The following is a 24,767-nucleotide window of genomic DNA, read 5'->3' as shown; positions in this document are numbered from 1 at the left end:
CGACATGAGCGTCCTGCGCAGCCTGGAGCGGGAGAAGGACATCTCCTTCGACCTGGTCGTCAAGGCGATCGAGGACGCGCTGCTGATCGCATATTTCCGGAGCGAGGGCGCGGCGGCCAAGGCGCGCGCCGAGCTCGACCGCAAGTCCGGGCACGTGACCATCTTCGCCGCCGAGCTCGACGACGAGAGCGGGGAGGTGCTCAGGGAGTTCGACGACACCCCGGGCAACTTCAGCCGCATCGCCGCGACCACCGCCAAGCAGGTCATCCTGCAGCAGCTGCGCGACGCCGAGGACGAGATCAACTTCGGCGAGTTCGCCAGCCGCGAGGGCGAGCTGGTGGCGGGAGTCATCCAGCAGGGCAAGGACCCGAGGGTGGTCCTGGTCGACCTGGGCAAGATCGAGGCGGTGCTGCCGCACAGCGAGCAGGTCCCGGGCGAGGAGTACGTCCACGGCGACCGCATCCGCTGCTACGTGGTGCAGGTCAAGAAGGGCCACAAGGGCCCCTCGGTGACCCTGTCGCGCACCCACCCCGGCCTGGTGAAGAAGCTCTTCGCGCTGGAGGTGCCCGAGATCGCCGACGGCACGGTCGAGATCGCCGCCGTCGCCCGCGAGGCCGGTCACCGCACCAAGCTCGCGGTGAGGTCGCGGCGCCCGGGGGTGAACGCCAAGGGCGCCTGCATCGGCCCGATGGGCTCCCGGGTACGCAACGTGATGACGGAGCTGCACGGCGAGAAGATCGACATCATCGACTGGTCGGAGGATCCCGCGGATTTCGTGGGGAATGCCCTGTCGCCCGCCCGCGTTTCCCACGTAGAGGTGATCGACTTCGACGGCCGCGCCGCGCGCGTGACCGTGCCGGACTACCAGCTCTCCCTCGCCATCGGCAAGGAGGGGCAGAACGCCCGGCTGGCCGCCCGCCTCACCGGCTGGCGGATCGACATCCGTCCCGACACCCAGCCGGGGGACGCGGCCGGTCCCGCAGATGCGCCCACACGGTAAGCTGGAATATGGTGGCCAGGCTGCCCCACTGAGAACATGTGTGGGGTGCCGGGTTCGCACGGTTTCCTCCGAGCTGCTCCGCCTGGTGGTGGTCGAGGGCGTTATCGTCCCTGACCTGCGAAGACGGCTCCAAGGTCGTGGTGCTTCACTGCATCCCACCTTGAGCTGTCTCGAACTCGCAGAGCGTCGCCGAGCGTTTCCGCGCGCTTTTCGCGTCGCGGAGTCGCTCGACCTGTCGCGGTTGCGTGGCCACCTGGAAGAGCGACACGCTGAAAGGATCGGGTGAAATGGTTACCGACTGTCATGTAGGACGCCGATTTGATGGGCTGGTCAGATAGCTATGAGCGCCTGATGAGCATGCGGCGATGAGTACGTCAACGTAACGACGGTCCGGCGGCACAGCCTCCCGGGCCGAGACAAGGGAGTGCAGTGGCGAAGGTCCGGGTATACGAGCTCGCCAAGGAGTTCGGTGTGGAGAGCAAGGTCGTCATGGCCAAGCTCCAGGAGATGGGCGAGTTCGTGCGTTCGGCGTCCTCGACTATCGAAGCACCGGTAGTCCGCAGGCTCACGGAAGCTTTGGGCGGCCCCAGCAAGGGCTCGTCCGACAGGGGCAGAGGCCCCAGGCCGCCTCAGGCGGCACCTCGGCCGGGAGACGGCCAGCCCAACGGCGCCCCCGCGGCGTCGACATCATCAATCCCCAAGCCGGGACCGGCCCCCAGGCCGGGTCCTCGTCCGGGGCCCGCACCGGCTCGCCCCGCGGCCCCCGCGCCGCAGGCGGCCCCGCCGGTCGTCCCCCCGGCTCCGCCGGTCCAGCCCCCGCAGCCGCCGCGTCAGCAGCCGCCGCAGGTGCAGGCCCCGCGGTTCGAGGCACCCCGCACCGACAGCGGTCGCCCGGCGGCCTCCGGCCCCGGCCCCAAGCCGGGTCCCAGGCCCGCCCCGCGTCCGGGTCCGGCCCAGCGCCCCGAGGCGCGTCCCGAGGGCGGTCGTCCCGCGGGCGGTCCCGGTGGAGCGCCTTCGGGCCCCAGGCCCGGTGCCGGTGCCCCCGGTGCCGGTGCGCCCAAGCCCGGTCCGCGTCCGGGTCCGCGTGGCCCGCGCCCCGGCAACAACCCGTTCTCGTCCAACGCCAGCGGCATGGGCCAGGCCCGTCCGCCGCGCGCCGGCGGCCCCGGTGGCCCCGGTGGTCCCGGCCGTGACGGTGGTCCCGGCGACAGGGGGCCGCGTCCCGGTCCCCGCGAGGACCGCGGTCCCCGTCAGGACCGCGACAACGCCGGTCCCCGTCCGCCCGGCGCCCGTTCCGGCCCGCCCGGATCCGGTGGCCCGCGTCCGGGTCCCGGTGCCGGTGGCCCGCGTCCCGGTGGCGGCGCGGGTGGCCCCGGCGGCCCGCGTCCCGGTGGTCCGCGTCCCAGCCCGATGATGATGCCCCAGGGCCGGCCCGCCGGTCCCGGTGGCGGCGGTGGCGGCGCGGGCCGTCCCGGCGGTGGCGCGGGTGCCGGTCGTCCCGGTGGCGGCGCAGGTCGTCCCGGCGGCGGTGGCGGTCGTCCCGGTGGCGGCGGCGGTTTCGCCGGTCGTCCGGGTGGCGGTGGCGGCGCAGGTCGTCCCGGCACCGGAACCGGTGGTCCCGGTGGCGGTGGCGGCGGTTTCGCCGGTCGTCCCGGTGGCGGTGGCCGTGGTCGCGGTGGAGGCACCGCGGGCGCGTTCGGCCGTCCCGGAGGACGCCCGACCCGCGGTCGCAAGTCCAAGCGCCAGCGGCGTCAAGAGTTCGACAACATGCAGGCCCCGGCGATCGGCGGCGTGCAGGCCCCCCGCGGCAACGGGCAGACGATCCGCCTGTCGCGCGGCGCCTCCCTGTCGGACTTCGCCGACAAGATCGGCGCGATCCCGGCGTCCCTGGTGCAGATCATGCTGCACCTGGGCGAGATGGTGACCGCCACGCAGTCGGTCAACGAGGAGACGCTCCAGCTCCTGGCCGCCGAGCTCGACTACAACCTGCTTGTGGTCAGCCCGGAGGAGGAGGACCGCGAGCTCCTGGAGACCTTCGACATCGAGTTCGGCGAGGACGAGGGCGACGAGTCCGACCTGGTCGCGCGCCCGCCGGTGGTGACCGTCATGGGTCACGTCGACCACGGTAAGACCAAGCTGCTCGACGCCATCCGCAACACCAACGAGGTGGCGCGGGAGGCCGGTGGCATCACCCAGCACATCGGTGCCTACCAGATCTCCACCGTCCACGAGGACGAGGACCGGAAGATCACCTTCATCGACACCCCGGGTCACGAGGCGTTCACCGCCATGCGTGCCCGCGGTGCCAAGGTGACCGACATCGCCGTCCTGGTCGTCGCGGCCGACGACGGCGTGAAGCCGCAGACCGTCGAGGCGCTCAACCACGCCCAGGCGGCCGACGTGCCGATCGTCGTCGCGGTCAACAAGGTCGACAAGGAGGGCGCCGACCCGGGCAAGGTCCGGGCCCAGCTCACCGAGTACGGCCTGGTCGCCGAGGAGTACGGCGGCACCACGATGTTCGTCGACATCTCCGCCAAGAACGGGATCGGCATCGAGCAGCTGCTCGAGGCCATCCTGCTCACCGCGGACGCCGAGCTCGATCTGCGGGCCAACGCCACGATGGACGCCCAGGGCGTCGCCATCGAGGCGCACCTCGACAAGGGCCGCGGCCCGGTCGCGACCGTGCTGGTCCAGCGCGGCACGCTCCGCGTCGGCGACTCGATCGTCTGTGGCGAGGCCTTCGGCCGCGTCCGGGCGATGCTCGACGACAACGGCGACTCGATCCCCGAGGCCGACCCGTCCCGTCCGGTGCAGGTGCTCGGTCTGACCGCGACGCCGGGAGCCGGTGACAACTTCATCGTCGTCACCGACGACCGGATGGCGCGCCAGATCGCCCAGCAGCGCGCGGCGCGCAAGCGCATCGCGGACATGGCCAAGTCCGGCCGTCGCCGCACCCTCGAAGAGCTCTTCAGCGAGATGGAGAAGGGCCAGGTCGACGAGCTCAAGCTCATCATCAAGGGTGACGTCTCCGGTTCCGTCGAGGCCCTGGAGGACGCGCTGCTCAAGATCGACGTCGGCGACGAGGTGCGCCTGCGGGTGCTCCACCGCGCCGTCGGTGCGATCACCGAGTACGACGTCAACCTGGCGGTCGCCGACGACAACGCCGTCATCATCGGCTTCAACGTGCGTCCCGAGGTCAGGGCGCGCGACCTGGCCGAGCGCGAGGGCGTCGACATCCGCTACTACTCGGTCATCTACCAGGCGATCGAGGAGATCGAGGCGGCCCTCAAGGGCATGCTCAAGCCGGAGTTCGAAGAGGTCCAGATGGGCACCGCCGAGGTCCGCGAGGTCTTCAAGGTGCCGAAGATCGGCAACATCGCCGGTGCGCTGGTCCGCTCGGGCACGATCGTCCGCAACAGCAAGGCCCGGATCATCCGCGGCGGGGTCGTCATCTCCGACAACCTCACCGTCTCCTCGCTGCGCCGTTTCAAGGACGACGCGACCGAGGTCCGCGAAGGGTTCGAGTGCGGTATCGGTGTCGGCTACAGCGACATCAAGATCGATGACGTCATCGAGACCTTCGAGATGCGGGAGAAGCCGCGCGTCTGATGTCCCGGCAGGCAGAGGAACCGTTCCACCGGCCGCGCCCCTCGGGTGCGCGGCCGGTGGGCGGGGCCCGCGCCCCGTGGCACGACGACGATCGTGGCGAGTGACCCACCATGTATGTAGGTGCTCTGACACTGGACATCCTGCTCGGCGACGTCCACTCGCTGAAGCAGAAGCGCTCGGTGGTGCGTCCCATCGTCGCCGAGGTGCAGCGACGGTTCCCGGGTGTGGCCGTCGCGGAGACCGGCCACCTCGATCTGCACCGCCGTACCGAGATCGGGATCGCGGTCGTCTCCGCCACCGCCGCCAACTGCGGCGCGGTGCTGGACGACTGCGAGCGACTGATCGCCTTCCATCCGGAGATCGAGCTGCTGTCCGCCAGGCACCGGCTCTACAACGAGGACGAGGACTAGATACGGAGACGGCCGGCCGGCGGGAGCACCCCTACCGCCACCGGCCGTCCCCGTGAGAAGGGGGGAGCTATGGACGCCGCACGCGCGCGCAAGATCGCCGATCGGATCCAGCAGATCGTGGCGGAGATGCTGGAGCGCCGGATCAAGGACCCCAGGCTGGGGTTCGTGACCGTCACGGACACGCGCATCACCAACGACCTGGGCGAGGCCACGGTGTTCTACACCGTGTTCGGCTCCGAGGCCGAGCGGGCCGACTCCGCCGTCGCCCTGGAGAGCGCCAAGGGGCTCATCCGCTCGGAGGTGGGCCGCCAGACGGGCCTGCGCCACACGCCGACGCTGACGTTCACCCACGACCCGCTCCCCGACAACGCCCGTCACCTGGAGGACCTGCTCGCCGAGGCGAAGGCCAGGGACGTGGAGATCGCCAAGCGGGCCGAGGGAGCCTCGCACGCCGGCGACGCCGATCCGTACCGCAAGCCCGAGGACCGGGAGGACGGCGACGGCGAGGAAGACGAGTCCTCGGAACGCGCGGGACACTCCGCGACGTGACGCCCGACCTGAGCGGCGGTGACTCGGTGGGCCCGGTGTCCGGTCACGACTGGGACCGGGCCGTCGAGCTCATCTCCGCCGCGGACGAGATCGCGCTGGCCTGCCACGTCTCGCCCGACGGCGACGCGCTCGGCTCCATGCTGGGCGTCGGGCTCGCGCTGCGCGCGGCGGGCAAGCGGGTCACCGCCTCCTTCGGCGACCGGCGCTTCGCGGTGCCCAGGCTGCTGCGCTTCCTGCCTGGGCAGGACCTGCTGGCCGACCCCGCGCACTACCCGGCGGCGCCCGAGGTGATGGTCACCTTCGACGTCCCCACCGTCGGGCGTCTGGGCGTGCTCGCCGGCAACACGGTCAAGGCGCACGAGCTGGTCGTCCTGGACCACCACCCCTCCAACACCGGGTTCGGCACCCTCAACCTGGTCGACCCCGCCGCCGCGGCCACCGCCGTGCTCGCCGAGGAGCTGATCCACCGGCTCGGCCTGACGGTCGACAAGGACATCGCGACCTGCCTGTACGTCGGGCTCGTCACCGACACCGGCTCCTTCAGGCACTCCTCCACCACCCCCGAGGCGCACGCCATGGCCGCCCGGCTGCTCGCCGTCGGGCTCGACCCCGAGAAGATCGCCCGTGAGCTGTGGGACCGCTCCCCGTCCGGCTACCTGAAGGTGCTCGGCGTCGTGCTCGGCAGGGTGCGGCTGGAGCCCGAGGTGGGCGGTGGCCTGGTCTGGACGTTCGTCACCCGCGCCGACCGCGCCGCGTACGGGCTGCCGTACGACGAGGTCGAGGGGATCATCGACGTGATCCGGCGCACCGACGAGGCGGATGTCGCCACGATCCTCAAGGAGGACGACGACGGCGTCTGGCAGGTCTCGATGCGCTCCAAGGGCGGGGTGGACGTCTCGCGCGTCAGTACCGCGCTGGGCGGCGGCGGGCACGCCAAGGCGGCGGGTTTCACCTCCCACCAGCCCGTCGAGGAGACGATCGCGAGTCTCCGGGCACTGCTGTAGAACCCTTCCCGGCACGCTCGTAAGGACCGAAATGAGTACGGCTCGCGCCAAGCGCACCCCGCCGCCGAGCGGGCTGATCATCGTCGACAAGCCCGCCGAGTGGACCTCGCACGACGTCGTGGCCAAGCTCCGCGGCATCGCGGGCACCCGCAAGGTCGGCCACGCGGGCACCCTCGACCCGATGGCCACCGGCGTGCTGGTGGTCGGCGTCGAGAAGGCCACCCGCCTGCTCGGCCACCTCGCGCTCACCGAGAAGGGCTACGACGCCACGATCCGCCTCGGCCAGTCCACCAACACCGACGACGCCGAGGGCGAGATCGTCGCCACGGCGTCGGCGGCCGAGGTCGCCGAGGAGGCGATCAGGAAGGGCGTCGCCGCGCTGACCGGCCCGATCATGCAGATCCCGCCGCAGGTCAGCGCCATCAAGGTGAACGGGGAGCGGGCCTACAAGCGGGCCAGGGCGGGCGAGGAGGTCGAGCTCAAGGCTCGTCCGGTGACCGTGTCGGGCTTCGAGATCACCGCCGTACGCCGGCACGGTGACCTCGTCGACGTCGACGCCTCGGTCTCGTGCTCCAGCGGCACCTACATCCGCGCGCTCGCCCGCGACCTGGGCGCCGATCTGGGGGTGGGCGGCCACCTGACCGCGCTGCGCCGCACCCGGGTGGGTCCCTACGACCTGTCGGCGGCCCACACCCTGGAGCGGCTCGCGGCCGAGTGCGTGATCCTGCCGATGGCCGACGCGGTCGCGGCGGCCTTCCCCCGCCGGGACGTGACCGCCGAGGAGGCGGCCTCCGTCGCGCACGGCGGCCGGCTGCCCGCGCTGGGCCTGGGAAGCGGGCCGATCGGGGTGTTCGGCCCCGACGGCGCCCTGGTGGCGCTGGTGGAGGAGCACGACCGGATCGCCAAGTCCCTGGCGGTCTTCGTCCCCTGACGGGGCCGCCCGTCGCCGCGTGAAGAGTCCCGTGGGTCCGGTGGCCGACGGCGGGTCGGGGCCAAGGGGCTCCCCGATTGGGGGGAAGCACCGGGAGCATGGCAGGCTTTAGGGGTTCATCCGCTACGAGGGAAGAGGCTGCGGTGCGAGGCTGGCACGGATTGGACGACGTGCCCGGAGACTGGGGCAGGTCCGTCGTCACGATCGGCGTCTTCGACGGCGTTCATCGCGGGCATCAGCAGATGGTGGCCCGTGCCGTCGCGATGGCCGCGCGTCTCGGGGTGTCCTCGGTGGTGGTGACCTTCGACCCGCACCCGGAGGAGGTCGTGCGGCCCGGCACGCACCCGCCGAGGCTGACGACGGCCAGGCACCGCACCGAGCTGCTCGCGGGGCTGGGCGTCGACGCGGTGTGCGTCCTGCCGTTCACGCTGGAGTTCTCCCGGATGAGCCCGGACGAGTTCGTGCAGACCGTGCTCGTCGACCGGCTGCACGCCGCCGGGGTCGTGGTGGGGGAGAACTTCCGCTTCGGCCACAAGGCCTCCGGCGACGTCGAGACGCTGCGCACCCTCGGGGAGAAGTACGACTTCGTGGCCGAGGCGGTCCCGCTGGTCAGCGACGGGGAGACGATCTCCTCCACCCTGATCCGCGAGCAGATCTCCGCCGGGGACATGGAGGCGGTCACCCAGACGCTAGGCCGCCCGCACCGGGTCGAGGGCGTCGTCGTCCGCGGCTACCAGCGCGGCCGCCAGCTCGGTTTCCCGACGGCCAACCTGGAGTCACCGGAGTTCACCGCGATCCCCGCCGACGGCGTCTACGCCGGCTGGCTGCAGGGGGTCTCGACCGGCAACCTGCCCGCCGTCTACGGCGGCGAGCGCTGGCCCGCGGCGATCTCGGTGGGCACCAACCCGACCTTCGAGGGCGTGCCCCGCACGGTCGAGGCGTACGCGCTCGACCGCGACGACCTCGACCTCTACGGTGCCCACGTGGCCGTGGACTTCGGGCCGAGGCTGCGCGGCAACACCAGGTTCGACTCGATCGAGGCGCTCGTCGCGCAGATCCACGCCGACGTGGACGAGGTACGGCGCCTGACGAGCTGATCCTCATCGTCCTGTCGAGGCCCCTCAGGCCCCGGATCCCCGCTCCCGCCGGGGTTCCCGTCAGGGGATCGCCGGGGCTCCCGTACGATGTGCGGGGGCGTTGAACCCGGTGGTAGCCTGGCATGTCAGCTCTGTAACCGGTGTCTCATGATCCCGGTGCTGATCTCGCCACGGCGACTGTAGGCACGCACGGTCGTTCGGGGAGCCGGAATTGCGCGTGCCCGCAGAGGTTCAAGGAGAAAAGTGTCGCTCGACACCGCAGCAAAGAAGCAGATCATCGGTGACTACGCCAAGGGTGAGACCGACACCGGTTCCCCCGAGGTGCAGATCGCGCTGCTCAGCAAGCGCATCAGCGAGCTCACCGAGCACCTGAAGGTGCACAAGCACGACCACCACAGCCGTCGTGGCCTGCTGCTGCTCGTCGGCCGCCGTCGCCGGCTGCTGAAGTACCTGCAGAGCAAGGACATCACGCGCTACCGCTCGCTCATCGAGCGCCTCGGCCTGCGCCGATAGTGTCATGGGGGAGTGGCGTTCGCGCCGCTCCCTCATCTCATATGGGGCGGTGTCGGCGCGTCGCGCCACGAAGACGCCGCCCCAGTGAGCAAACTGAATAGCCGAGACAGTGCCCCGCGTCCGCAAGCAAGCGCGCCCCACGGCGTCGGAGGGCCGGTCCTCGGTAGTGGCCCCCGGTCATCATGGCACAAGCCATACGGAACCGGGCGCTTCGATCGAAGACCGGCGCTGCACCTACGGGGAGCCGGCAACACGACGAACCAGGCGCGACACGTGCGTCTGGCCGGACGCGGGCGACCGACCCACAAGGAGGTCCCCCGTGGAGGGTGTCCACAGCAGCGAAGCCGTCATCGACAACGGCTCATTCGGCACGCGTACCATCCGGTTCGAGACCGGCCGGCTCGCGCGCCAGGCGGCGGGTTCCGCCGTCGTCTACCTCGACGACGACACGATGGTCCTCTCCGCGACCACGGCGTCGAAGAACCCCAAGGAGAACCTCGACTTCTTCCCCCTCACGGTGGACGTCGAGGAGCGGATGTACGCCGCGGGCCGCATTCCCGGCTCGTTCTTCCGGCGTGAGGGCCGTCCCTCCGAGGACGCCATCCTCACCTGCCGCCTGATCGACCGGCCGTTGCGCCCCTCGTTCGTCAAGGGCCTGCGCAACGAGATCCAGGTCGTCGCCACCGTCATGGCGCTCCACCCCGAGCACCTGTACGACGTCGTGGCGATCAACGCCGCGTCCCTGTCCACCCAGCTCGCCGGGCTGCCGTTCTCCGGCCCGATCGGCGGCGTCCGCGTCGCGCTGATCGAGGGCCAGTGGGTCGCCTTCCCGACCAACACCGAGCTGGCCAGCGCCACCTTCGACATGGTGGTCGCGGGCCGCGTCCTGGACGACGGCGACGTCGCGATCATGATGGTCGAGGCCGAGTCCACCCGCGACACGCTCAAGCTGGTCGCCGAGGGCGCCGTGGCTCCGACCGAGGAGACCGTGGCCCAGGGCCTCGAGGCCGCCAAGCCGTTCATCAAGGTGCTGTGCGACGCGCAGTCCAAGGTCGCGAAGGTCGCCGCCAAGGAGACCGCCGAGTACCCCCTGTTCCTCGACTACCAGGACGACGTCCTGGAGGCCGTGACCGGCGCGGTGCGCAGCGAGCTCGCCGCCGCGCTCACCATCGCCGCCAAGCAGGAGCGCGAGACCGAGCTCGACCGGGTCAAGGCCCTGGTGCTGGAGAAGGTCGGCCCCGACTTCGAGGGCCGCGAGAAGGAGATCGGCGCCGCGTTCCGGTCGCTGACCAAGAAGCTCATGCGCGAGCGCGTCATCGCCGAGGGCGTCCGCATCGACGGCCGCGGCGTCAAGGACATCCGCCAGCTCAGCGCCGAGGTCCACATCGTGCCCCGGGTGCACGGCTCGGCCCTGTTCGAGCGCGGCGAGACCCAGATCCTGGGCATCACCACGCTCAACATGCTCCGCATGGAGCAGATGATCGACACGCTCAACCCCGAGCGCACCAAGCGCTACATGCACAACTACAACTTCCCGCCGTACTCCACCGGCGAGACCGGCCGGGTGGGCTCGCCCAAGCGGCGCGAGATCGGCCACGGCGCGCTCGCCGAGCGGGCGCTCCTGCCGGTGCTGCCGGCGCGCGAGGAGTTCCCGTACGCGATCCGCCAGGTCTCCGAGGCGCTGAGCTCCAACGGCTCGACCTCCATGGGCTCGGTCTGCGCCTCGACGATGGCGCTGCTCGACGCGGGCGTCCCGCTGAAGGGCATCGTCGCGGGCATCGCGATGGGCCTCATCAACGAGGGCGACCAGTACGTCACGCTGACCGACATCCTCGGCGCCGAGGACGCCATGGGCGACATGGACTTCAAGGTCGCCGGCACCAAGGACGTCATCACCGCCCTCCAGCTCGACACCAAGCTCGACGGCATCCCGGCCTCGGTGCTGGCCGCCGCGCTGAAGCAGGCCAAGGGCGCCCGTCTGGCGATCATCGACGTGATGCAGGAGGCCATCGACTCCCCGGCGGAGATGAACGCGACGGCCCCGCGCATCATCACGATCAAGATTCCGGTGGACAAGATCGGAGAGGTCATCGGCCCGAAGGGCAAGATGATCAACCAGATCCAGGACGACACCGGCGCCGAGATCACCCTGGAAGACGACGGAACCATCTACATCGGCGCCACCGACGGCCCGTCCGCCGAGGCGGCCAGGTCGGCGATCAACGCCATCGCGAACCCGCACATGCCGGAGGTCGGCGAGCGCTACCTGGGCACGGTCGTCAAGATCGCCGCCTTCGGTGCCTTCATCTCCCTCATGCCGGGCAAGGACGGCCTCCTGCACGTCTCCCAGATCCGCAAGCTGCACGGCGGCAAGCGCATCGAGAACGTCGAGGACGTCATGAACGTCGGCGAGAAGGTCCAGGTGGAGATCGCCGAGATCGACTCGCGCGGCAAGCTCTCCCTGGTGCCCGTCGAGGTCATCGAGAAGGAGGCCGCGGCGAAGGCCGAGTCCGGCGACACCGAAGCGCCGGCCGCCCCGGCCGCCGAGGCGTCCGCCGCCGACGACAAGCCCCGCGAGGAGCGGCCCCGCCGCACCCGCACCCGCAGCAGCAACAGCGGCGGCGGCAACCGCGGTGGCGGCGGAGGGGAAGACCGCAACTCGTGATCACCACCACTCTGCACCCCGGCAGGGACGGCGCCGGGGTCGTGAAGCGCACCGTCCTTCCCGGTGGGCTCCGGGTGGTGACCGAGTCCATGCCGACCGTGCGTTCCGTCGCGGTCGGCATGTGGGTCGGCATCGGGTCGCGAGACGAGTCCCCCCAGCACATGGGCTCCTCCCACTTCCTTGAGCACCTTCTGTTCAAGGGCACGCCCACGCGGGACGCCCTGGAGATCTCCGCGGCGATCGAGGGCATCGGCGGCGAGATCAACGCGTTCACCGCCAAGGAGTACACCTGCTACTACGCGCGGGTCCTCGACGAGGACCTGCGGGTGGCGATCGACGTGCTCTCCGACGTGGTGACCTCCTCGATCATCAGCGCCGAGGACGTCGAGGCCGAGCGTGGCGTGATCCTGGAGGAGATCGCCATGCACGACGACGACCCCTCGGACGTGGTGCACGAGCAGTTCTCCGCCGAGCTGTACGGTGACACGCCGGTCGGCAGGCCGATCCTCGGCACGGTCGACTCGATCACCGCGGTCACCCGCGACCGCATCGCCGAGTACTACCGGCGTTACTACCTGCCCACCCACACCGTGGTGTCGGTGGCGGGCAACGTCGACCACGAGCGGGTGGTGGCCCTGGTCGCCGCGGCCTACGAGCGGGCCGGGGCCCTGGGCGGGGACGCCTCGCCGGTGCCCCCGCGCGTGTCGGGGCCCGGCGTCGAGCCGCGCTCCGGCACGCGGGTGGTGCACCGGCCGACCGAGCAGGCCAACCTGGTCCTCGGCGCGACCGCGCTCACCCGCACCGACGACCGCCGCTTCGCGCTCGGCGTGCTCAACGCGGCGCTGGGCGGCGGGATGTCCTCGCGGCTGTTCCAGGAGATCAGGGAGAAGAGGGGGCTGGCCTACTCGGCCTACTCCTACACCTCCGCCCTGTCCGACACCGGCCAGTTCGGCATCTACGTCGGCTGCCTGCCGTCGAAGATCGACGAGGTGCTGAAGATCTGCCGTGAGGAGGTGCACCGCGTGGTCGCCGACGGCATCACCGAGGAGGAGATCGTCCGAGGCAAGGGCCAGATGCGCGGCGGCCTCGTGCTCGGCCTGGAGGACACCGGTTCCCGGATGTCCAGGATCGGCAAGGGCGAGCTGGTCTTCGACGAGCTGCTCTCGGTCGACGACCTGCTCGGCAGGATCGAGGCGGTGACCCCGGAGCAGATCGCCGAGGTGGCCTCCGACGTCCTCACCCGCCCGATGTCCCTCGCGGTCATCGGCCCCTACAAGGAGGACCGGGACTTCAGCGCGGTCGTCACCGGCTGACGGCCCCTCCCCGTTCCACACACGAGCGGCCCCGGCGCATTTCGCACCGGGGCCGTTCGCCGTCTCGCGAGGGTTCTTCTCGATTCCGCGTACGAGGGGCTTCGGCGCGTCCCGTGCCGGGGCCGTTCGCTGTCTCGCGAGGGTTCTTCTCGATTCCGCGTACGAGGGGCTTCGGCGCGTCCCGTGCCGGGGCCGTCCTTCGTTCCGGGGCCCTTCGGTATAGCCTTGGGCCCGTGATCAGGGTTGGAGTTCTCGGCGCCCGAGGGCGCGTCGGTGTCGAAGTGTGCAGGGCCGTCGAGGCGGCGGACGATCTGGAACTGGTCTCGGCCGTCGACCAGGGCGACCCGATCGAGGAGCTGGAAGGCGCCGAGGTGGTGGTCGACTTCACCCACCCCGACGTCGTGATGAACAACCTCGAATGGTGCGTCTCCCACGGCATCCACCCGGTGGTCGGCACCACCGGCTTCGACGCCGACCGGCTGGCGACCGTACGAGGCTGGCTGGACGCCAACCCCGGAGTCAACGCGCTGATCGCCCCCAACTTCGGCATCGCGGCCGTGCTCATGATGCACTTCGCCCAGCAGGCGGCCCGCTACTTCGAGTCGGCCGAGATCGTCGAGCTGCACCACCCCAACAAGGCCGACGCGCCCTCGGGCACCGCCCGCCGTACGGCCGAGCTGGTCGCCGAGGCGCGGCGCAAGGCGGGGTCGGCGCCGATGCCCGACGCCACCAGCACGGAGCTCGACGGGGCGCGCGGCGCCGACGTCGACGGGGTCCGCGTGCACGCGGTGCGCCTGGCCGGGCTCATCGCCCACCAGGAGGTCATCCTGGGCGGCGACGGCGAGATCCTCACCATCCGCCACGACACCATGAACCGCTCGTCGTTCACCCCGGGGGTGCTCCTGGGCGTGCGCAGGGTCCGCGAGCTGCCCGGCCTCACCGTCGGCCTGGAGCACCTTCTCGACCTCTAACGCGCTGATCGCCCGCGTCGCCTGTGTCGCCCGCGTCGGCCGGTCTCCGCGACGCGTGACCCCGGGTGGCGGCCTCGGTGAGGCGCGGGCTTGGGTGGCGGCTTCGGTGAGGCGGTGACGAATCGGGCTTTGTGGTCGCGCCGGAACCACGGTATTCGGAACCGCGGTCGCGCCGGGACCGCGGTCGCGCCGGGACCGCGGTCGCGCCGGGACCGCGGTCGCGCCGGAACCGCGGTCCTCGGAACCGCGGGTCCGGCGCCGCTCGTTGTACGGCCATGACACCTCCCGAGCTCGCCTGCCCGCTCTGTCACGGCACCGCGTTCCGACAGGAGCAGGGCAGGCTCGACAGCCGCTGGGGCATCACCTCGCACCGGGTGACCCTGATGATCTGCGAGCGGTGCCGCTATATCCTCCACTTCTATGACAGGCACTCCATCTTCGACTTCGACTGAGGTCCGCTGGGCGCGGCCGGAGGAGCTGGCCGGGCTGGTGGCGGTGGAGCTCGCGGCCGACGGGGTCTTCGCCCAGGTCGGAATCACCTTCCCGCCGGGGACCACGATGGTCGAGGAGGCCGACGACCCCTCCCGGGTGCTGGTGGCGGGCGATCCGCCGATCGGGTTCGCCCTGTTCGGCTGGGTCGACGGGCAGGTCCACCTCGACCAGCTCGCCGTCCACCCCGACCACGGGCGCAGGGGCGCCGGTGGGAGCCTGCTGGAGGCCGTCTGCGAGCACGCGGCCTCGACCGGTTTCGCCGCCGTGACGCTGACGACCTACCGCGACGTGTCCTGGAACGCGCCCTGGTACGCCCGGCGCGGCTTCTCCGTGCTCGACCCCGCCGAGTGGGGGCCGGAGCTGGCCGAGCTGGTGCGCCACGAGCGCGAGCTGGGCATCGAGATCGCCCCCCGCGTCGTGATGCGCCGCCTGCTGTGAGGAGGCCAGGCTAGAGGGCGAGGCCGATGGTGAGCAGCAGGCCGTACGCGAGCTGGAAGCGACCCGTCTGCTGGAGGGTGGCGATGAGCGCGGGGCCGGTCGCGCCCGCGCGTACGGCCTTCACCGGGGTGACGGCGAGCGGGGCGGCGAGCAGCGCCAGGGCCGCGAACGGCTTCCACGGCGCCAGCGCGAGTGCGATCACCAGGGGCAGGAGCAGGCAGAGGGTGTAGAGGACACGGGTGCCGCTGTCGCCGAGCACCACGGCCATGGTCCGCTTGCCCGCCGGTCCGTCGGTCACGATGTCGCGCAGGTTGTTGACCACGAGCATCGCGCAGGCCAGCAGGCCCGCGGGCACGGCCGCCGCCACCGCGAGCCAGGGCAGGTGTTCGAGCTGGACGTACGTGGTCCCGGCCACCGCCACCAGGCCGAAGAACACGAAGACCGAGACCTCGCCGAGCGCCCGATAGCCGTACGGGCTGGAGCCGCCGGTGTAGAACCAGGCCGCGGCGATCGCCAGGGCCCCGACCAGCAGCAGCCACCAGGCCCCGGTGGCCACGACGAGCACCAGCCCGGCCACCGCGGCGGCCAGGAAGCAGGCGAGGGCCGCGGTGAGGACCTGGCGGGGCGAGGCGGCGCGCGAGCCGACCAGGCGCATCGGGCCGACCCGGTCCTCGTCGGTGCCGCGCACCCCGTCGCTGTAGTCGTTGGCGTAGTTGACGCCCACCTGCAGGGCGAGGGCCACGAACAGGGCCAGCAGGGCCCGCCACCACACCCCTCCGCCGTAGCCGATCGCGACCCCGGTGCCTATGGCGACGGGGACGACGGCGGCGGGAAGGGTGCGCGGACGTGCTCCGGCGATCCACTGGCTCGGGGTGGCCATGGTGCTGCGGGGTTCCTCTCGGGTTCTAGCTGATGTCGGTCGCCAGGCGGATCATCCGCACCGTACGGCCCATGTCGATGACCCGCTCGGCCCCGTCGGCGCCCCACCCGGCGGACTCCAGGAAGCCGAGCACCGCGTAGTTGTCGGCGAAGACCCAGGTCACGATGGTGTGGTAGCCGTCGTCACGGAGGTAGTCGACCGTGGCGTTCAGCAGCCGGCTGCCGTGGCCGCGCCGGACGTGGTCGGGGTCGATCAGGAAGGTGAGCATCTCCCCGGCGGTGGTCGGGTCGAGGTCAGGGTCCTCCGCCGGGGCGTGTGAGGCCAGACCGGCGACCTTCTCCGCGCCCTGCAGCGCGGCCATCGCCTCGATGCCGCCGGGACCGAGCGCCGGGAAGGCGTCGGTGTCGAGGACGACCTGCTCCACGGCCACCAGCACGCGGTGCCGGCGGCTGGGCGGGGAGGTGATCGCGTCGTCCCACTGCTGGCGCCACATGTTCTCGGCCGCCGGGCCGGTCATCTGCTCCAGCGGTCCTTCGGGAAGGAAATCCCGGTAGCCGTACTTCCACGCGCGGATCTGGGTGCCCGTCACCGCGGCGACATCCTCGTGCCGAGCCGCCCGCACGCCTACGTCTGCCATCTCGGCCCGCTCCTTCTCTGCCGTCTGCCGTCGCCTCGGAACGCGCTGTCTCGTGGATCTCGTGCCACGCGAGCGGGCATCAGGCGGGTGGATCCGTGAGGCAGGCTCTTACACCGTATCGGGGAATCCGACTCAGAGATGACGTGAACCCGGCTCCATCTGCCGTCGGGCCCGATATGCCCTTGTCTTCGTGCGGTTGCCGCAGACCCTCATGGAACACCACGACCGCGAACGATTCTTGGACGAGTCGATGAACGCCCACTGACAGGTGCTCTCGGTACAGACCTTCAGGCGCGGCCACATCCCGTCGGAACGGGCGCTCATCACGGCGGCGGCGATCCCGGCCAGACCGCCGGGCACCCCCATCGCGACCGGTTCGAGCACCGGCCCCTCGGCGGTCAGCGCGACACGCAGCGGGAGGGCGGAGAAGGGCCGCGACAGCCCTCGCCCGTGATCGTCATCACCGGTCCCGCCGGGGCGGTCGTGGTTGTGGCGCAGGGCCTCGCGGAGGGCCTCGCGGAGATCGACGGCCGTCGCCAGGTCCCGCTCGTCGGCCGTGTCGTCCGCGCCGATCAGCCCTCGCCCGCCGAGCCAGGCGGTCAGCGCGGCGGGGGAGGGGATCGAGTCGCTCTCCCCTTCGACGTCGTACGTGTTCACGAAGTCGATCACCAGGTCGGAGGGGTTGTTCATGTCGTCCGCTCACCTCATCCCTCTTCGCAACCACTGTACGCCATTAGGGGGTTGTGTTCTCTGCGACACCGTCGTAGGTTCATAGGTGGTGTTCCAAGGGAGGTTGTCGTGTGGTACCTGGCCTATCTCGCGTTCAAGGAGACCGGCAGGCGTGCGTCGTACCGGAGGAGAGACCATGATCATGAGAGTGTGGAGAGGCTGGACCCGCGCCGAGGACGCCGTCGCCTATGAGAGCTACCTGCTGGCCACCGGGTACGTCGGCTACACCTCGACCGAGGGCAACCGGGGGGTGTGCTTCACCCGCCGCGACGTGGGAGAGCGGGCCGAGTTCCTGCTGACCTCGCTCTGGGAATCGTGGGAGGCGATCGCGGCCTTCGCCGGGGACGATCCGTCGCGTGCCGTCTTCTACGACGAGGACGACCGCTTCCTGGTCGAGCGCGAGCTCACCGTCACCCACCACGAGGTCTTCGCGGCCACCTGACCGCCCTCTCACGGGGGTTCGGGGGCAGGGGGCGTCCCCGAACCCCCGCGAGGGGGCGGTCCGGGTCGCGGGGGCGGGCTCAGGCGCGGCCGGGGGACTCCAGGGCCGTCGCCAGTCTGCGGACGCCCTCGACCAGCTCGGCCGTGTGGACGGCCGCCGAGTGGGTCACCCTGATGCGCGGCCCCGGCGGCTCGGCCGGGTAGTAGATGCGCCCGGGGCTCACCAGCGCGCCCGCCCGACCGGCCGCCTCCACCACGGCCTCCTCGTCGCGGTCCTCGGGGAGCCGTACCCACAGGTGCAGACCGCCGCGGGGGACGAGGTGGATCCCGGCGCCGGGCATCCGGGCGGTGAGGGCGGCGGCGAGGGTGTCCCTGCGCAGCGCCAGCTCGGTGCCCAGCGCGGCCAGGTGGCGCCGCCAGGCGGGCGAGCCGACGAACTCCAGCGCCGTCTCCTGGAGCGGCCTGGCCACGAAGAACGACTCCACGAGCTGGCTCGCCCGGAGGCGCCGGGCGGCGGGGCCCCGGGCGACGACCCCGGCCACCCGCAGGCTCGGTGACAGGACCTTGGTCAGCGAGTTGATGTGCACGACCGTGCCGTGGGCGTCCAGCGCGACCATCGGCGGAGGTACGGGGGAGGTGGTGAAGTAGCGGGCGTAGTCGTCCTCGATCACGAACGCCCCGGCGGCGCGGGCGATCGCCAGCACCTGCTCGCGCCGCTCCAGGGTCAGGGTCGCGCCGGTGGGGTTGTGCAGGGTCGGCTGGCAGAGGAAGACCCGCGCGCCGGTCACGGCGAACGCCTCCGCGAGGAGTTCGGGCCGTACCCCGTCGCGGTCCATGGGCACGGCCGTCGCGCGCAGCCCGGCGGCCCGCGCCGCGGCGAGCGCGCCCGGGTAGGTGGGGGTCTCGACGAGTACGGGGGTGCCGGGGGCCGCGAGGGCGCGGAAGGCGTGGACGATCGCCGACTGCCCGCCGCTGACGATCAGCACGTCCGACGGGGTGACGTCGCCGCCCAGCTCCCGGGCGAACCACCTGCGCAGCTCCGGGAGGCCGGTCAGCGGCGGCATCGCCCACACGTCGGGGCGGCGCAGCGCCCGGGAGGCGGCGGCCGACAGGGCCCGGGAGGGGCGCAGCGCCGGGTTGAGGTAGCCCCCGGTGAGCGGGATGACCCCCTCGGGCGGCGAGGTGAGCAGGCCGCTGACCTCGCTGTCGTCCACCACCCTGTCGCCGAGCGCCACCGTCTGCCACGACATGTCGGCGCTGTCGCCGCCGAGCGTGATCGCCGGGGCGACGTAGGCGCCGCTGCCGGGCCTGGTGATCACCCGCCCCTCGGCGGCGAGCCTGCCGATCGCGCGCGACACGGTCACCGGGCTCACGTTGTGCAGCCGGACCAGCTCCCGGCTCGACGGCAGCCGGTCGCCCGGATGGAGCCGCGACACCTCCTCACGGAGCGTGGCGGTGAGCCGGACGATACTGCTATCGTCGTTCATGAGTGAAAAGAGTAGCGCTATCGTGCCAAATCGGATAGCGGCGGGTACGGCCTCGCCGGTGCGGGTGGTGTCCCCGAGAGAGGCGCGGCACGACCGGCGGCCCGCCGGCGCGGTGCCGCCCGAGACGCGTGGCGGGGCGTGGCGGGGCACCCTGCTGGCCGGGCTCGGGGTGCTGGCGTTCTCGGGGTCGTTCCCGGCGACGGTCTTCGCGATGGAGGGCTTCGACCCCTACCTGGTGGCGGTCGGCCGGGCCGCCGTCGCGGCCGTCGCGGCGGCCGCCTTCCTGCTCGCGGCCAGGATGCCGCTGCTGCCGCCCAGGGCCCAGCTGCGGTCGTACGGCGTCATCGTGGCGGGTGTGGTGTTCGGCTTCCCCCTCTTCAGCGGCCTGGCGCTGTACGCCGGGGCCTCCACCTCGCACGCCGCCGTGGTGATCGGGCTGCTGCCCGCGGCCACCGCCGCCTGCGCGGTGCTGCGGGCGGGGGAGTGGCCCAGGGCGCTGTTCTGGGTGTCCTGCGGCCTCGGGGCCGTGTCGATCACCGCCTTCACCCTCAGCATGGGCGGCGGCCACGTCACCGGGGCCGACCTGCTGCTCGTCGGCGCGCTGCTGTCGGCCGCCGTCGGCTACACCGAGGGCGGGCGCCTGGCCCGCGAGACCCCCGGCTGGCGGGTGATCTCCCACACCCTCGTCCTCGCCGCCCCGCTGACCGTCCCGATCGCCGTCGCGCTCGCGCTCACCACCGACCCGCGGCCCACCGCCGCCTCGCTGGCCGGATTCGCGTACGTCGGCCTGGTCTCGATGTTCCTCGGCTTCATCCCCTGGTACGCGGGCCTGGCCATGGGCGGCATCGCCCGCGCCGGGCAGACCCAGCTCGCCCAGCCGCTGCTCACGCTGCTGTGGGCCTGGCTGCTGCTCGGGGAGCTGTTCGGCCCGGTCACGATCGCGGCGGCGCTGGCCGTCCTCGCGTGCGTCGCCCTGACGCAGCGGGCCCGCTCCTGAGCGTCGCGGTTCCCGAAGCAGGGCACGTCCTGTGCCGGTTCCCGAAGCGGGGCGCGCCGGGCCCCGGGCGTCCTTGAAAGACGTGACATACAGGCGCAAGATGTGAAACGGAGCTGTCACAGGGGGTGTGGCCATGGCGGACCTGACGATTCCCGAGGGCGGTTTCTGGCCCGCTCCCGAGATCCCTCAGCCGAACATCTATCCGATGGAATGGCGGGTCGAGACCGGGAAGCTCGCCGCCATCTACGAGAAGTCCAAGCGGACGGTCTGGAACCCGGCAGACCTGCCCTGGGAGGATTTGCGGCCGAGCGACTTCACCCACGAGCAGCGGCTCGGGATCATGTACTGGTTCTCGGTCCTCGCCAACTTCGACGCCTCGGGCCCTGCCGTCTTCGCCCGCGCCACCATCCAGGCGTTCGAGAAGCACGAGGAGGACCCGGTCAGGAAGTGCTTCTTCTCGATCACTCGCGACGAGATGAACCACGAGGAGTGCTGCCAGCGCACCATCGCCAAGCTCTGGCCGGGCGGGCCGCTCGACTGGACCCCCGCCACCGACCTGGAGAGGGCCGCCCACAACAACATCGGCTGGCTCTATCACAACGGCGGCCGCTACTGGACGGGCTACAGCGGAGCCGTCGGCAGGTACAGCCTGCCGGTGCTGTTCACCAGCTTCATGATGGGGGAGATGGCCGCGTCCACCCTGTTCAGGGGCATGGCCACCGCGACCAGGCACCCCGTCTTCGGCGACATGTTCCACCGCATCGGCCGCGACGAGTCGCGCCACCTGCAGATCTGCATGACCATCCTGGAGAACGAGTGGCCGGGCCTCACCGACGACACCCGCTCCCTGATCACCCGCCAGCTGCGCGCGGGCTTCGTCTTCCTCTCCATGATCCTCTGGGAGCCCCCCGGCGGCTTCTGGGAGCTGCCGCCGTACTTCCTGCACAACCACCGCGTCCTGATGGACCACGCCCGCGACGCGGGCCTCGGCGTGCTCTCGTACGAGCAACAGGCCGACAACTGGCGGGTGGCGATGGCCAGGATCCGCGTCATCGTCGAACGCTGGGGCATCGAGTTCCCGGCCATCCCCGAACTCGACATCGACGGCGTCCAGGTCGACGCCCTCGACCCCGAGGACATCATCCCGGTGTTCTAGTGCCGGTACGGACTCCGGACCCTCCGACGGGCCGAAGGCCTCGGATCCCCGGGACGGCTCCGCGGAGACGAAGGTCGACGAGATGGTCGCCGGAGGCCGTGCCGAAGCGGAAGGTCGGCCCGCGCCCTTTTCGGGATTCTTCTCGCATCGCGCGATCAGACCGACACCGTGGTCTCGGCGTTCCCGGCGTTCCCCGCAGCCGGCTGCTCGCGCAGTGCCGGGCAATGCTCAGGATCCGGGTGCACGGCGTGCTCGATCACCTGATCCAGCCTCCGCCCCGCCTCCTCCAGCTCGGCGATGCTCGCGGTGATGCGAACACGTTCGGCGCGCAGGTTCTCGATCACCTCGGGCTCCGCGTATCCGACATCGACGCAGGGCAGGATGGTCGCGATCGTGCGGCTGCCGAGCCCGGCGGCGTAGAACTGCTGGATGAGCCGCACGCGGTCGATCGCCGAATCCGGGTAGAGCCGCTGGCCACTCGGCGTGCGCTCGGAACTGAGGATGCCCTGCTCCTCGTAGTAGCGCAGCGCGCGCGTGCTCACCTTCGACCTGTCGGCCAGCTCGCCGATCCGCATGTGCGCCCTCCCGGGTTCGTCTCTCGTCTCGATCGGTGGCATCCGTCGCCGCGCCCGATTTGCCCTTGACGTCAACGTCAAGTCTTACCGTACGCGGCAGAGGGCGGATGCGACCGCGTCCGTCACGAACCGAAAGGAGCCACCATGGACGTCACCGGCTCGATCGCACTCGTCACCGGAGCCAACCGCGGCATCGGCCGCCGCTTCGTCGACGAGCTGCTCGCGCGCGGGGCCGCGAAGGTCTACGCCACGGCCCGCCGCCCCGAGCTGATCGAGGTGTCCGACCCGCGGGTCGAGGCGTTGCGCCTCGACCTCCTCGATGCGCGGTCGGTGGCGGACGCGGCCGCCGCGGCCCCCGATGTCACCCTGCTGGTCAACAACGCCGGCATCACGACCGGCACGAACCTCCTGACCGGCGACCTCGACGTGATCCGGCTCGAGCTCGACACGCACCTCTTCGGAACCCTCGGCGTGATCCGCGCGTTCGCGCCGGTTCTCGCGTCGAACGGCGGAGGGGCGATCGTGAACGTCCTGTCGGCGCTGTCGTGGTTCGCCTCCGAGGGAGCGGGCGCCTACTCGGTGGCCAAGGCCGCCGAGTGGAACATGACGAACGGCCTGCGCCTCGAACTCGCCGGTCAGAAGACCCTGGTGCAGGGCGTGCACCTCGGAGCCGCCGACACCGACATGATGGCCGGCTACGACATCCCGAAGATCGACCCGCTGGACGTCGCCCGAGCCAGCCTCGACGGTGTGCGGTCAGGCGCGATCGAGGTGCTGGTCGATGACACGAGCCGTTACGTGAAGGCCTCGCTCGCGGCGGACCCCGCGCAGTTCTACGCCCGGTCACTGGTGAACTGACCCGCACCCCGCCGAGTCGGCCACCTGGCCGTCCCTCCCGGCGACGGCGGCCTTGGCGTCGGCGCGGGCGGGTGCGGACATACGAAAGCCCCGGCCTTCCCCGGGCCGGGGCTCACTGCTGTCCGGGTCTCGTACGGATTACGAGGCCACGTTCTCCAGCCGCGCGACGACACGGGCGAGCAGATCGCGGATCTCGATCTGCCCGGCTTTGAGTTCGGCGGTGTCCTGGGTTACTCGGTTGAGCTTCAGCTCCATACCGCTCTGCCCGGCTTTAATTGCTGCGATGTCGCTTTTGATCTCAGCGATGTCGGATTCGACGGTGTCGATCCGATCCTCGATGTACGGCATGCGACCAGGATAGGACGATCCCTCGCGAGCGTGAGGCCTCCTTGGAGGAAAGCGGCGTGCCAACCGCCTTCGAAGGCGGGAAGCCGGGTGAAACCGCTCCGAGCTGGGAAAATTCACCATGCGCGTAACCGTATGACCCCGGAGGACGGCAGATGGCCGATCAGCCCCATGACTCGCGGTGAGGGAGAAGACCCCTCGACACCCCTCGGTCCACCTCCCGCGTCCGGTCCGATACGGACACCTGAAACGAAATTCGTCCAGCGGCGGAGTCATGTCGCTCTCGTGCTGCTGACGCTGGCCGCGGGAGCGACGGACGCGATCGCCTTTCTCGGGCTCGGCGGTGTCTTCACCGCGAACATGACCGGCAATCTCATCCTCTTCGCCCTGGCCGGTCGCGAGGACTGGGTGTTGCACGCGCTGCGGTCCGGACTCGCCTGCGCGGGGTTCTGCGTGGGACTTCTCGTCGGCTTCACGATGCCGGGACGTCGCGAGGGGAAGGCGTTGTGGCCGCCGGCCGTCGTCAGGCTCCTGTGGGCCGACCTGGCCCTCCAGATCGCCTTTCTGTCCGGCTGGGCGCTCAGCGGGGGCGCGCCCGGGCCGGCCGTGATCCTCGCGCTGATCGGGGCGGGCTCCTGCGCCATGGGCATGCAGGCCGCCGCGGCCCGCCGGGTCAACCTCGCCGGTATCACGGCCACGTTCGTCACGGGCACCCTCACGGCGCTGTTCGAGACCTCGGCATCGGGCTGGTCCACCGACAACCGGCGTCGTGCCGCCATCGTCGTCGCCCTCGTCCTCGGTGCCCTCTGCGCGTCCCTGCTCCTGCGTCTCGCGCCGCCCTGGGCCGGTGTGGCCGCCCCGGTCTTCACGCTTCTCGCGCTCGTCGTCGTGCACCCGTACGTGCGCAGAGGGGTAGGCCGGAGCAGGGACTGAAGGGGCAGCGGTGACTCGTGGGGTTTCTGTGGGACAAGAGTGGATATTCCAGTTTGGGTCGGTTATGGGCCTGTCGCTCGACCGGTGAATCGCTTAGAAATGAGGTTGGGACTCCGACTCCAGCTCTCGCCGATCACGACGGCCGGGGTGAGCGGAGATCCTCCGATTACATAAGGAGATGACTCGTGGGCGTGAGCCTCGCGGTGGGAGATGTGGTCGAGGACTTCGAACTTCTCGATGAGACGGGCACGTCGAGGCGGCTCAGCGAGTTCCTGGCCAAGGGGCCGGTGGTGCTCTTCTTCTATCCGGCGGCCATGACCTCCGGATGTACGGCCGAGAGCTGCCACTTCCGCGACCTGGCGGCCGACTTCGCCGCCGTGGGGGCGACCAGGATCGGGATCAGCCGCGATCAGGTGGACCGTCAGGCGAAGTTCGCCCAGGTCAACCAACTGGGCTATCCCCTGCTCTCCGACCCCGACGGCGTCGTCGCCCGGCGCTTCGGCGTCCGCCGCGCCGTCGCGGTGGGCCCCTTCCTCACCCGCCGGATGACCTTCGTCATCGACGTGGACCGCCGCCTCCTGGAAGTGATCCACAGCGAGAGTTCCACGGAGGCCCACGCCGACCGGGCACTGGAAGCCCTCCGCTCCCGCCCGCACCCGTGACCGGAGCGCGAGAAAGCCCCCTGACGCTCCGGCGACACTTCGTGATCTCCACGTCGAGGTCCCGCGAACACGGGT

Annotated in this window: 26 protein-coding genes; 20 read left to right on the top strand and 6 right to left on the bottom strand. The window is 71.1% G+C overall.

Going from position 1 to position 24,767, the window contains the following annotated elements; genetic code table 11:
• Positions 1-4: 4 nt before the first annotated feature.
• From nusA to ACFYWM_RS11695, 14 genes are all read left to right on the top strand, one after another.
• A complete protein-coding gene (gene nusA / locus ACFYWM_RS11760) occupies positions 5-1,000 on the top strand; it encodes a transcription termination factor NusA (RefSeq protein WP_350972934.1) in 996 nt (331 codons plus the stop codon).
• On the top strand, positions 984-1,286 hold the full coding sequence (locus ACFYWM_RS11755) for a YlxR family protein (RefSeq protein WP_386158602.1): 303 nt from the start codon (positions 984-986) through the stop codon (positions 1,284-1,286). The genes nusA and ACFYWM_RS11755 overlap by 17 nt, the downstream gene beginning before the upstream one ends.
• 143 nt (positions 1,287-1,429) lie before the next feature.
• Positions 1,430-4,609, top strand: a complete 3,180-nt coding sequence (infB, locus tag ACFYWM_RS11750; RefSeq protein ID WP_389912453.1) for a translation initiation factor IF-2 — start codon at positions 1,430-1,432, stop codon at positions 4,607-4,609.
• 110 nt (positions 4,610-4,719) lie between these two features.
• Entirely contained in the window at positions 4,720-5,019 is a 300-nt protein-coding gene (locus ACFYWM_RS11745) for a DUF503 domain-containing protein (protein WP_344920595.1), read from the top strand.
• Between the two features lie 69 nt (positions 5,020-5,088).
• Entirely contained in the window at positions 5,089-5,568 is a 480-nt protein-coding gene (rbfA, locus tag ACFYWM_RS11740; protein WP_389912450.1) for a 30S ribosome-binding factor RbfA, read from the top strand.
• On the top strand, positions 5,565-6,572 hold the full coding sequence (locus ACFYWM_RS11735; protein ID WP_389912447.1) for a bifunctional oligoribonuclease/PAP phosphatase NrnA: 1,008 nt from the start codon (positions 5,565-5,567) through the stop codon (positions 6,570-6,572). Before rbfA ends, ACFYWM_RS11735 begins: the two co-directional genes overlap by 4 nt.
• Before the next feature lie 31 nt (positions 6,573-6,603).
• Positions 6,604-7,503: a tRNA pseudouridine(55) synthase TruB gene (gene truB / locus ACFYWM_RS11730; RefSeq protein WP_389912445.1), complete on the top strand. Its 900-nt coding sequence runs from the start codon at positions 6,604-6,606 to the stop codon at positions 7,501-7,503.
• Between the two features lie 143 nt (positions 7,504-7,646).
• Positions 7,647-8,600 carry a bifunctional riboflavin kinase/FAD synthetase gene (locus tag ACFYWM_RS11725; RefSeq protein WP_389912442.1) on the top strand — a complete coding sequence of 318 codons (954 nt, stop codon included), beginning with the start codon at positions 7,647-7,649 and terminating at the stop codon, positions 8,598-8,600.
• Between the two features lie 243 nt (positions 8,601-8,843).
• A complete protein-coding gene (rpsO, locus tag ACFYWM_RS11720) occupies positions 8,844-9,113 on the top strand; it encodes a 30S ribosomal protein S15 (RefSeq protein ID WP_389912439.1) in 270 nt (89 codons plus the stop codon).
• Between the two features lie 319 nt (positions 9,114-9,432).
• On the top strand, positions 9,433-11,778 hold the full coding sequence (locus ACFYWM_RS11715; RefSeq protein WP_389912436.1) for a polyribonucleotide nucleotidyltransferase: 2,346 nt from the start codon (positions 9,433-9,435) through the stop codon (positions 11,776-11,778).
• Positions 11,778-13,091, top strand: a complete 1,314-nt coding sequence (locus ACFYWM_RS11710) for a M16 family metallopeptidase (RefSeq protein WP_389912729.1) — start codon at positions 11,778-11,780, stop codon at positions 13,089-13,091. Before ACFYWM_RS11715 ends, ACFYWM_RS11710 begins: the two co-directional genes overlap by 1 nt.
• A 233-nt stretch (positions 13,092-13,324) precedes the next feature.
• A complete protein-coding gene (gene dapB / locus ACFYWM_RS11705) occupies positions 13,325-14,062 on the top strand; it encodes a 4-hydroxy-tetrahydrodipicolinate reductase (RefSeq protein ID WP_389912433.1) in 738 nt (245 codons plus the stop codon).
• Between the two features lie 275 nt (positions 14,063-14,337).
• Positions 14,338-14,514, top strand: a complete 177-nt coding sequence (locus tag ACFYWM_RS11700; protein WP_389912430.1) for a hypothetical protein — start codon at positions 14,338-14,340, stop codon at positions 14,512-14,514.
• On the top strand, positions 14,483-14,992 hold the full coding sequence (locus ACFYWM_RS11695; protein ID WP_389912428.1) for a GNAT family N-acetyltransferase: 510 nt from the start codon (positions 14,483-14,485) through the stop codon (positions 14,990-14,992). Before ACFYWM_RS11700 ends, ACFYWM_RS11695 begins: the two co-directional genes overlap by 32 nt.
• A gap of 10 nt (positions 14,993-15,002) precedes the next feature.
• Here the strand turns inward: ACFYWM_RS11695 and ACFYWM_RS11690 are convergent, their stop codons facing one another.
• From ACFYWM_RS11690 to ACFYWM_RS11680, 3 genes are all read right to left on the bottom strand, one after another.
• On the bottom strand, positions 15,003-15,872 hold the full coding sequence (locus ACFYWM_RS11690; protein ID WP_389912425.1) for a 1,4-dihydroxy-2-naphthoate polyprenyltransferase: 870 nt from the start codon (positions 15,870-15,872) through the stop codon (positions 15,003-15,005).
• A 25-nt stretch (positions 15,873-15,897) separates the two neighbouring features.
• Positions 15,898-16,509, bottom strand: coding sequence for a GNAT family N-acetyltransferase (locus ACFYWM_RS11685; RefSeq protein ID WP_389912422.1), 612 nt, complete (start codon positions 16,507-16,509; stop codon positions 15,898-15,900).
• 132 nt (positions 16,510-16,641) lie between these two features.
• Positions 16,642-17,199 carry a CGNR zinc finger domain-containing protein gene (locus tag ACFYWM_RS11680; protein ID WP_389912419.1) on the bottom strand — a complete coding sequence of 186 codons (558 nt, stop codon included), beginning with the start codon at positions 17,197-17,199 and terminating at the stop codon, positions 16,642-16,644.
• A gap of 175 nt (positions 17,200-17,374) precedes the next feature.
• Between ACFYWM_RS11680 and ACFYWM_RS11675 the strand changes: the two genes are divergently transcribed.
• Positions 17,375-17,680 carry a hypothetical protein gene (locus ACFYWM_RS11675; RefSeq protein ID WP_389912416.1) on the top strand — a complete coding sequence of 102 codons (306 nt, stop codon included), beginning with the start codon at positions 17,375-17,377 and terminating at the stop codon, positions 17,678-17,680.
• A 79-nt stretch (positions 17,681-17,759) separates the two neighbouring features.
• On the opposite strand, the gene ACFYWM_RS11670 is transcribed toward ACFYWM_RS11675, so the two are convergent.
• The gene (locus ACFYWM_RS11670) at positions 17,760-19,166 is read right to left on the bottom strand and encodes a PLP-dependent aminotransferase family protein (protein ID WP_389912413.1); all 1,407 of its coding nucleotides are present in this window, start codon (positions 19,164-19,166) and stop codon (positions 17,760-17,762) included.
• A 22-nt stretch (positions 19,167-19,188) separates the two neighbouring features.
• On the opposite strand from ACFYWM_RS11670, the gene ACFYWM_RS11665 reads away from it, so the two are divergent.
• Both ACFYWM_RS11665 and ACFYWM_RS11660 read left to right on the top strand, forming a co-directional pair.
• Entirely contained in the window at positions 19,189-20,163 is a 975-nt protein-coding gene (locus ACFYWM_RS11665; RefSeq protein ID WP_389912410.1) for a DMT family transporter, read from the top strand.
• 133 nt (positions 20,164-20,296) lie between these two features.
• The gene (locus ACFYWM_RS11660) at positions 20,297-21,319 is read left to right on the top strand and encodes a hypothetical protein (protein WP_389912407.1); all 1,023 of its coding nucleotides are present in this window, start codon (positions 20,297-20,299) and stop codon (positions 21,317-21,319) included.
• A gap of 155 nt (positions 21,320-21,474) precedes the next feature.
• Here the strand turns inward: ACFYWM_RS11660 and ACFYWM_RS11655 are convergent, their stop codons facing one another.
• The gene (locus ACFYWM_RS11655; protein WP_389912404.1) at positions 21,475-21,894 is read right to left on the bottom strand and encodes a MerR family transcriptional regulator; all 420 of its coding nucleotides are present in this window, start codon (positions 21,892-21,894) and stop codon (positions 21,475-21,477) included.
• Positions 21,895-22,038: 144 nt separating this feature from the next.
• Here ACFYWM_RS11655 and ACFYWM_RS11650 point away from each other — a divergent pair, with 144 nt between their 5' ends.
• On the top strand, positions 22,039-22,752 hold the full coding sequence (locus tag ACFYWM_RS11650; RefSeq protein WP_389912401.1) for an SDR family oxidoreductase: 714 nt from the start codon (positions 22,039-22,041) through the stop codon (positions 22,750-22,752).
• 138 nt (positions 22,753-22,890) lie between these two features.
• On the opposite strand, the gene ACFYWM_RS11645 is transcribed toward ACFYWM_RS11650, so the two are convergent.
• Positions 22,891-23,100, bottom strand: a complete 210-nt coding sequence (locus ACFYWM_RS11645; protein WP_389912398.1) for a hypothetical protein — start codon at positions 23,098-23,100, stop codon at positions 22,891-22,893.
• 282 nt (positions 23,101-23,382) lie between these two features.
• Between ACFYWM_RS11645 and ACFYWM_RS11640 the strand changes: the two genes are divergently transcribed.
• Both ACFYWM_RS11640 and ACFYWM_RS11635 read left to right on the top strand, forming a co-directional pair.
• A complete protein-coding gene (locus ACFYWM_RS11640) occupies positions 23,383-24,030 on the top strand; it encodes a YoaK family protein (RefSeq protein WP_389912396.1) in 648 nt (215 codons plus the stop codon).
• A 185-nt stretch (positions 24,031-24,215) separates the two neighbouring features.
• Positions 24,216-24,692, top strand: a complete 477-nt coding sequence (locus ACFYWM_RS11635) for a peroxiredoxin (protein ID WP_389912393.1) — start codon at positions 24,216-24,218, stop codon at positions 24,690-24,692.
• The last annotated feature ends 75 nt before the right edge of the window (positions 24,693-24,767 follow it).

Origin of the sequence: Streptosporangium sp. NPDC002721 (genome assembly GCF_042888905.1) — a bacterium.
In the GTDB taxonomy this organism is placed as follows: domain Bacteria; phylum Actinomycetota; class Actinomycetes; order Streptosporangiales; family Streptosporangiaceae; genus Streptosporangium.
The sequence above is the reverse complement of the archived record's forward strand: the minus strand, read 5'-3'. Positions and strand labels throughout refer to the sequence as shown.